A 7,942-nucleotide genomic window follows, 5' to 3' on the forward strand; every position below is an offset into this window, starting at 1 on the left:
GTTTACTTACCCATTCGAATACGTTTACTTACCCATTCGAATACGTTTACTTACCATTTGAATACTTGAATAAAAGTGTATTCTAAGATACAGTTAAATATAAGTATTCAAATGGTAATGTTATTATGTCTAAATCTAATCTAGTGGTGAAAACCAACTATCTAAACACCGTACTACAAAATCTAAAGCTATCAGAAATACGCATTGTGCAGTTAGCCGTTGTAGACGCTAGAGAGACTGGTACAGGGTTGAGTGCAGAGATACCACTTCGTATTGATGCTAAAAGATATGCTGAAGTTTTTAATACTACTCGCCAAAACGGTTATCTAATGATGAAGGACGCTGAAGATACGTTATTTAATAGACGTTTTAGTTATATTGATGATGAAGGTAAGTTGGTTAAGTCTCGTTGGTTGTCGCAAGTCAGATATTTAGATGACGAAGGAGCGATTGAAGTTGTATTTACTCCGGCTGTAGTACAAGGGATTACTCGGATTGATGGGGCTGAAGAGTTTTTCACTAAATATTTACTAGAACAAACAGCTGAAATGGATAGTAATTACTCAGTAAGGCTCTATGAGCTGCTGGTTCAATGGAAGCAAGCCAAAAAAACACCTGTCTTTGAATTGGAGAAGTTTAGAGGTCAGTTAGGATTAGAATCTGATGAATATCAAACTATGAGCAACTTCAAGAAAAGGGTCTTAAACCTTGCTGTTGAAGAGATAAACGAAAAATCAGATCTCAATGTTAGTTACACTCAAAAGAAAGAAGGTCGCAAAATTGCAGGATTTAGTTTTACTGTTCATGAAAAGCCAAAAGCTAAGAAGGATGTAGTTAATAAGGAGCGCGACGTTAGTACAGGAGATATGTTTACGGTTGAAGGATTAAGCGATAAGCAGCTGGGGCGTATTGCACGTAACAAGCAGTTCATTGCCGATTATAATCATTTGGTTAGTTCTACTAGTCCAGCAGGTCAAGACCCGAACGCTTGGGAGTTTGAAATGATTAATCGTCTCAAAAAAGACCCTTCACAGTTTAAAAAGCGTCCTATCAAAGAATATCTTGAATACTAGGCCTTATGAGTGTGTTTGAACAGTTCGGTTCCCTAGTGAGGACTTGAATGTTTAGCTGTAGGCTATCTATATCAGTAGTCAAAGTTATTTATGGTAGCTCAGTGTACATAGAAGTGTACTTTTTATTATAAAATAGCGAACCCCCATGTACAGGCTCAGGCTCAACATCAACGACCTGAGCTTGGCCAACGCGGATGATAGTCATCGACTACGAAAGGATGCGAGTGGCGTATCCCATTAGATGTAAGAGATCCAGTGGCATGGGCATGACCCTCTGGTAGATTGGCATGTTCGTGTTCAATCTCTGTTAAATCAATAGACGGCCAGACTCTAAACGCCGCCCATACCGCAAGTGCAGCAGCACCGCCTAATACCGCAAAAGCTACGACCATACTGTAGCGAGCACCTAACCAACCAGCCAAAGGATAAAACACCAACCAACTGACATGAGACAAGGCAAACTGAGCTGCGAACAATGCAGGACGATCTTCCTGATGTGAGGATCGCCATAACAAGCGTCCAGAAGGGGTTTGGGCAGCAGAATAACCCAAACCTAGCACGAACCATAAGACCATGAGCGAGTTTTGTCCTATCATCACTGTTCCAGCGAACATACCCACTACTAACAACCCTACACCGCTTAACATCACAGTACGATCTGTCAGCTTACTTAGTAGGCTTGGCAAAGCTAATGCAGCAATCATAGAACCTGCACCAAAGCTCGCCAATGCTAATGCCACTGCACTCTGAGTTAGTCCCATGCCACCCTGAATGATTACCACTGTATTCACAAAAACCATAGACGCTGCGGCAGAAACGGCAACATTGACAGCGAGTAATCCACGCAGTCGAGGGGTGGCTAAATAGATTCGAATGCCACGTGTGGTTCTATCATAAATGCTACGGCGCGCGGGCATTGCATGCGCTGGTAGCGTGACTGATACGACTAATATGGCAGAGGCCAAAAATCCCAGCACCGTCCCCGTAAACAGATTGTGAAAGCTCATTACTGTCAGCAATGCTGCTGCTAACATGGGACTGACCAGACTTTCCATATCGTACGCAAGGCGTGAAAGTGATAAAGCTTTGGTGTAATCCTGCTCGTCAGGTAGAACATCAGGAATAGTGGCTTGAAAAGTCGGCGTGAAGGCTGCTGAGGCAGATTGTAATACAAAGATCAGCACGTAAACCTCCCAGATTTGGGAAACAAACGGCAAAAGCAGAGCTACACCTGCTCGTATCACATCCAGCGTTACCAACATCGTACGTTTAGGCAGCCGTTCGGCAAAGGCTGCTGCAATGGGTGCGACACCAACATAGGCAATCATTTTGATAGCCAATGCGGTTCCCATAACAACCCCAGCATCATTCCCAGCCAAATCAAAAGCTAGAAGCCCAAGCGCCACGGTAGCCAGACCAGTACCAATCAGGGCAATCACTTGCGCGGCAAATAAATGGCGATAAGTTCGATTTGCAAAAATACTGAGCATGGAGTGTCTCTTCAGGTCAGTCAACTAACCTTATAGGTAACGAGTTATTTCCTTGAACTCCTCGATAGAATTCTGCCGATCTTTGTCAACAGCCCCTAATAAGTCTTCAAGGCAATGATCTAAATGGTCTTGGATTAAAATTTTCTTGGCTTGGTGAATCGCATTCTCTACCGCTTGTAACTGTTGAGCTACATCAAGGCAGGTTCGACCCTCAACCAACATCTCTATCGTACTGCTTAGATGACCATTCGCTTTTTTAAGGCGTGTGATAACGGCTGGATGAGAAGCGTGTATGTGTGGTTTTTTCATAATAACAGTGTCCTTCCTCTAGAGAGCGCAATTATACCCTATAAGACTTGAGCTTTTATGGTTGACATTATCCCCCCCTAGGGGATAGTATCTTACTCCTTAATTGCTCGGTTTGCATTCGAAAAATTCACGATTTTACTTACCAGTCCGTAAGAAAGTACTTAGTTACTCAAATCATGATTGCTTCATCGGTTGGAATCAAAAGTTTTTATCGTATTGCACCACGCCGCGCATTCATTATTTTCAGACCATAGGATTCTTAATGCACAGCCATGTTTTCAATAGGCTTTCAAGCTCGCCATGGGCGACTTGGCAGACCCGTCTGTTAGTATTCTCAATACTTCTTATTTGTCTTATTACTGGCAGCAATGAGGCTCTTGCTCATGCTGTAACCGCAGGAGACAAAGGGTATATTCAGGAGATTTCAGGAGTCAATATTTTGCCCTTTATGTACTTGGGCGCTAAGCACATGATAACGGGGTATGACCACATCCTGTTTCTCTTCGGGGTTATCTTTTTTCTCTACCGTATGAAGCACATTGGTGTCTATGTGAGCCTATTTGCACTAGGTCATTCCACAACGATGATTTTAGGCGTGTATTTCAACATCGGTATGAACAGTTATCTGATTGATGCCATTATTGGTCTCTCTGTTGTTTACAAAGCGTTAGACAATATTGGTGCTTTTCAACGATGGTTCGGGTATCAACCAAATACCAAAATAGCGGTGCTTATATTTGGTCTTTTCCACGGCTTTGGGTTATCTACTAAGATTCTTGAATACGATATGTCACCTGACGGTCTGCTACCTAACTTACTCGCATTTAACGTGGGTGTGGAGATTGGGCAGCTACTGGCTCTAGCAATCATATTAATTGGCATGAGCTATTGGCGCCGTACGCTAAGTTTCATCCGTAACGCCTATACCGCCAACGTCGCCATGATGAGCGCAGGATTTATATTGGTGGGCATGCAGCTCACTGGCTATTTAATGTCTCAATAACCAAGGATTCCCAATATGTATAACAGTGACACTCCTTTACAAGCTGAACTTCCCTCTTCACAGAAGCTTATAAAATCTACTATTTTAGCTGCCATTTCAGCAGTGGTTCTTTTATTCACGGTAGTTCTCCCAGCTGAATATGGCATTGACCCAACTGGGGTTGGTAATCTACTTCAATTGACAGAAATGGGACAGGTTAAGCAGCAATTGGCAGAAGAAGCTGCCGCCGATGCTGCTGGTTTATTAGCAACTGATACACTAACGACTGAAACACCAGATATTGATAATGTGGCCGAACAAGCAGTGAGTGCCACACTTGCTGACACTGCTGTCGCTAGTGGTGAATGGCGTGATGAAATTCCCTTCACCTTGACACCAGGGGAAGGATTAGAGATTAAAATGAAAATGGATTCAGGTGGCAAGGCTGAATACTCTTGGGTCGTGGCAGGTGGTGATTTGAACTTTGATACCCATGGTGATGCAGCAGGTAAAGCCATTAGTTATGAGAAAGGACGCGGGGTTGCCGCTGATAAAGGCGTTCTAGAAGCCGCATTCACAGGTAATCACGGCTGGTTCTGGCGAAATCGTGGCGATTCAGATGTTCAAGTTGTTTTACGTACCCGTGGCGATTACAGCACTATTAAAACGATGTAAAAACGTGCACTAATAAGCTAAATAAATCCTAGCAGCAAAACACATTAGGTTAGCCGCTGGAAATGATTAAAAAAATGCTTGTTAGGAAAAATACTAAACGATGTGCTCACAGCTACATCAAGCGTTCGTGGCTGTGACCAACCATTTCACCAACTCACGGGCAGAAGCCTTATTCAAGCACTGCGGACAATTCAGATAGGTCATCACGCAGTCATTCAAATCAGTTAGCATATGTAACAATAACCCCAAACCAATTATTTTATAGGTCTTAGGTAGAAATAGCATAGCCGCATATGCTGCCATTGCATAATAAGTATGCAGCGGATGAAAGTTAATACTACAGCGATTGGGCGAAAAAATAGGCGTGGCTAGCAAATGATCTAAGTCTACTAGCATAGTGGCTAAAAGAATCAAATATACTCGTTTATAGTCGTCACGAAAAAATATATAGGCAACCATCAACGGCATGCCAAAGTGTAGAAAATAATGGATAACGGTTTGAATCATCGTTTTTTCCGATTCAAGATAGTTTGTAGTGGCACAACAGTCTCAGATAAAACATAAGATATTTTTGTCTTTCGACTGCATGTGAAATATATGCATCATACGTACATACACTCACTCTCTTATTATTGTACCTGTCCAAAAAAACACTAGCTAATATAGGACATACCCCAAGGAAACCAGCCATTTCGCCCTTCAAACCTATTAACAGACTACTCAAAACAGACTGTCATTGTGGAACCACTTAAAACAGGCTAATCAAACACCTTTGAATGGCTACCCAGTCTAACGAAATCTACCGTGTCGCTCTGAACACGGTAGATAAGCACCAAGTCAGGCTTGATATGGCAATCCCTAAACCCTTTATGATTGCCGGTCAACGCATGATCTTTGTATTTGGCCGGTAGCGGTATATCGTTAGTCAAACAATTAAGCACCTCACCCCATGCAGGAGTGAGTAAGCTTAGATAATTCTTTTTGGCATCTCGTTTAAACTGGCTTGATACTTCAATGGATCTCATTAACCTCGCCTTCTAACTCGCCCATAAAGTCATCAAAGTTGTCGTACTTTGTACCTTCACCGCTAGCAATCTCTGCAATAGCAGCAATGGTTTGCGCGTTGAGCTTAGGCTGATAGTCAAAAGACAAAGGGACAGCGTTAGTATCAGCGACTTGGTTCAAGAACAGTCTTATAGCTTGTGAAGGCGTTAATCCATAGCTCTCAAGAACAGAAAAAGACCTATCTTTCAAGTCTTGGTCAAGCCGTATATTATAATTAGTTGTACTCATAGTAATCACCTTTCGCTTATATTCGTACCTCCAATATAAGCGAAAGGTGATTAAATATCAATGACTTTAGCGTTTCATCTTCTCGCTAATCTAAGCGGTAATAGTCTGCTCATTCAATCCAGCAAGAAAATCATCAACCGTTTTCTCAATGCTTTTTTGCATGACATAAAGATCAGAAGTAGAGTATTTCCCAAGCTGATTCCTTTCATCCATGACTTCAAATAGCTTGCTTCTGACCACTTCTTCGTGCGTTTTATCGTCAATCAACAGCAAATTAAGCTTCACGACAGCTCTATTGTAGGCTTCAAGTTGAAGGCTTTTACTACTGGCTACTGATACACCGATCATGCTCATAAATAACTCCGCTACTAGAATCATCTGTAGCTACAGATGATTTTTTTAGGTTAATAAGTTGTTTGTACCAGCCTAAGATTATGCCAGTGAAAAACGAGAAGTAACGCTCTTATAACCCCTTTTTTGTAGCAGATTTTACGACAGATAAAAAATCCGTTATTTCCCACCTAATTTAATGACTACACCATACGCACCCTAAAGGGACTGCCAAATAGCTGATATTGTTAGGTTTATTGAAATTGAAGTGTTTGCAAAGTGCAAACAAAATCGTTCTTACTCATTGATTTATAACGAAAAAAGTTGTTTACAATCTGTAAACAGCCAAGTTGAAAAACAGTGAAAAATAGCCCTTTTTTACCGCCTTTTGCTCTAAAAATGACGCTTTCCTAACAGGTGGATTTATGGTGTAGTAGGTACACTTTGGCGAAATAACACCTAATTACAGGAAAAAGTGGCGATGAACTATGCAATTTTGAGGACAGAAAAATTAAAGACGATGGGCAACATTGGTGGCAGTCTTGCACACAACTATCGAACGATAGAAACGCCCAATGCTGACCCCAACCTCACCCCTAAAAATCATCATAGCGTTGCTACCCCTGAAGCCGTCAAACAGGCGATAAAAGATCGGCTTCCTGAAAAAAGGCGCTCTGATGCTGTGCTATGTATTGAGTATTTGATAACTGCCAGTCCTGAATGGGAAGGCTGGGGAAAAAGCGCGGAGTTCGAGTTTTTTAAGCGAGCGAGTTTATGGCTCATGGATAAGCATGGAGAAGAAAACATTGCAGGTATGAGTATTCATCGGGACATAAGTACACCGCAGCTAGTCGCTTATGTCGTTCCTATTGACCAAAAGGGGAAGCTGAACTGTAAGGATTTTCTAGGGGGCAGGGTTAAGTTAAATCAGATGCAAACCGACTTTGCCAAGACGGTCGCTGATTTGGGACTAACGAGGGGCAAGGAAGGCTCTAAAGCGAAGCATACCAGCATCAAGGAGTATTACCACGACATCAATCACGCGAGGGATTTTAGTATTACAACCGTAGCGCCTAAGCCTGAAATGTTTGAAAGCAAGGCTCGGTATGGTGAGAAGGTCACAGCAGCGGTTATTGAGCAAATAGAACCCACTGTGAAAGCGGCCAACAGCATCCTGATGGACTACGGGAGGGCTAAGATAGATAAAAACGTTGCAGAAACGAGCTTTGACACTCTCAAAAAACGTGTTGAGCCTTACTTAGCGGCTATTGAAGGGTTAAACCAAGAAGAAATTGGTAGAGTAAATGAAGCAATGCAGATAGAAAGCCGTAGAATCGCTTTAGAGAGGTTTAAAAATTAAAAGGCTAGGTATGTATCAAAATAGATACCAAGGTCTATTAAATCTAATTATATGAACAAATAGAGTGTTTCCTATAGCTGGTCACTAAGGTTTAAGAAGAATAAATTTAACTAGAATGCTAAAAGAACTAAAAAGTTGGAAAAATACTACTGCTTTGGATGAGGTTATAATCAAATTGATAGGTAAGCTAAAAAGAATTGATCAACCACCTGATCCAAAAGAGTACAAAAAGTTCCTGATATTTCGAGGTAACTAGGCTTTTTTCTTTTGTCTTTTTAGTTAGTAAAAAAAATAAGAAAATGCTTTTAATGCTTTTAAATGCTTTTAAATGCTTTTAAGTCCTCTGTATCCATTACTATTAAAGGGCTGTAACCTCCATTCGAATACGTTTACTTACCCATTCGAATACGTTTACTTACCCATTCGAATA

The 7,942-nt window shown here is 41.5% G+C and carries 10 protein-coding genes; 4 read left to right on the forward strand and 6 right to left on the reverse strand.

The window, feature by feature from the left end:
* The first annotated feature begins 125 nt into the window (after positions 1-125).
* Positions 126-1,073, forward strand: coding sequence for a replication initiation protein RepM (repM, locus tag JFC10_RS14550; RefSeq protein WP_198333455.1), 948 nt, complete (start codon positions 126-128; stop codon positions 1,071-1,073).
* Between the two features lie 167 nt (positions 1,074-1,240).
* Here repM and JFC10_RS14555 read toward each other — a convergent pair whose 3' ends face one another.
* Together JFC10_RS14555 and JFC10_RS14560 are read right to left on the reverse strand one after the other, a co-directional pair.
* A complete protein-coding gene (locus JFC10_RS14555; protein WP_193005956.1) occupies positions 1,241-2,563 on the reverse strand; it encodes an MFS transporter in 1,323 nt (440 codons plus the stop codon).
* Positions 2,564-2,593: 30 nt separating this feature from the next.
* Positions 2,594-2,872: a metal-sensing transcriptional repressor gene (locus tag JFC10_RS14560; protein ID WP_193005958.1), complete on the reverse strand. Its 279-nt coding sequence runs from the start codon at positions 2,870-2,872 to the stop codon at positions 2,594-2,596.
* A 262-nt stretch (positions 2,873-3,134) separates the two neighbouring features.
* On the opposite strand from JFC10_RS14560, the gene JFC10_RS14565 reads away from it, so the two are divergent.
* Together JFC10_RS14565 and JFC10_RS14570 are read left to right on the forward strand one after the other, a co-directional pair.
* Positions 3,135-3,875: a HupE/UreJ family protein gene (locus JFC10_RS14565; protein WP_193005960.1), complete on the forward strand. Its 741-nt coding sequence runs from the start codon at positions 3,135-3,137 to the stop codon at positions 3,873-3,875.
* A gap of 15 nt (positions 3,876-3,890) precedes the next feature.
* Positions 3,891-4,529, forward strand: a complete 639-nt coding sequence (locus JFC10_RS14570) for a transmembrane anchor protein (RefSeq protein WP_193005962.1) — start codon at positions 3,891-3,893, stop codon at positions 4,527-4,529.
* 117 nt (positions 4,530-4,646) lie between these two features.
* Here JFC10_RS14570 and JFC10_RS14575 read toward each other — a convergent pair whose 3' ends face one another.
* The 4 genes from JFC10_RS14575 to JFC10_RS14590 form a co-directional block, all read right to left on the reverse strand.
* The gene (locus JFC10_RS14575; protein WP_036592946.1) at positions 4,647-5,036 is read right to left on the reverse strand and encodes a DUF6122 family protein; all 390 of its coding nucleotides are present in this window, start codon (positions 5,034-5,036) and stop codon (positions 4,647-4,649) included.
* A gap of 251 nt (positions 5,037-5,287) precedes the next feature.
* A complete protein-coding gene (locus JFC10_RS14580) occupies positions 5,288-5,554 on the reverse strand; it encodes a type II toxin-antitoxin system RelE/ParE family toxin (RefSeq protein ID WP_198333456.1) in 267 nt (88 codons plus the stop codon).
* Positions 5,541-5,822: a type II toxin-antitoxin system RelB/DinJ family antitoxin gene (locus JFC10_RS14585; protein ID WP_198333457.1), complete on the reverse strand. Its 282-nt coding sequence runs from the start codon at positions 5,820-5,822 to the stop codon at positions 5,541-5,543. Before JFC10_RS14585 ends, JFC10_RS14580 begins: the two co-directional genes overlap by 14 nt.
* A 90-nt stretch (positions 5,823-5,912) precedes the next feature.
* Entirely contained in the window at positions 5,913-6,176 is a 264-nt protein-coding gene (locus JFC10_RS14590; RefSeq protein WP_198333458.1) for a hypothetical protein, read from the reverse strand.
* Between the two features lie 457 nt (positions 6,177-6,633).
* Here JFC10_RS14590 and mobV point away from each other — a divergent pair, with 457 nt between their 5' ends.
* Positions 6,634-7,512, forward strand: a complete 879-nt coding sequence (mobV, locus tag JFC10_RS14595; RefSeq protein WP_198333459.1) for a MobV family relaxase — start codon at positions 6,634-6,636, stop codon at positions 7,510-7,512.
* Positions 7,513-7,942: the final 430 nt, after the last annotated feature.

Source organism: Psychrobacter aquimaris, assembly GCF_016107525.1.
GTDB classification, from domain to species: Bacteria; Pseudomonadota; Gammaproteobacteria; order Pseudomonadales; family Moraxellaceae; genus Psychrobacter; species Psychrobacter aquimaris.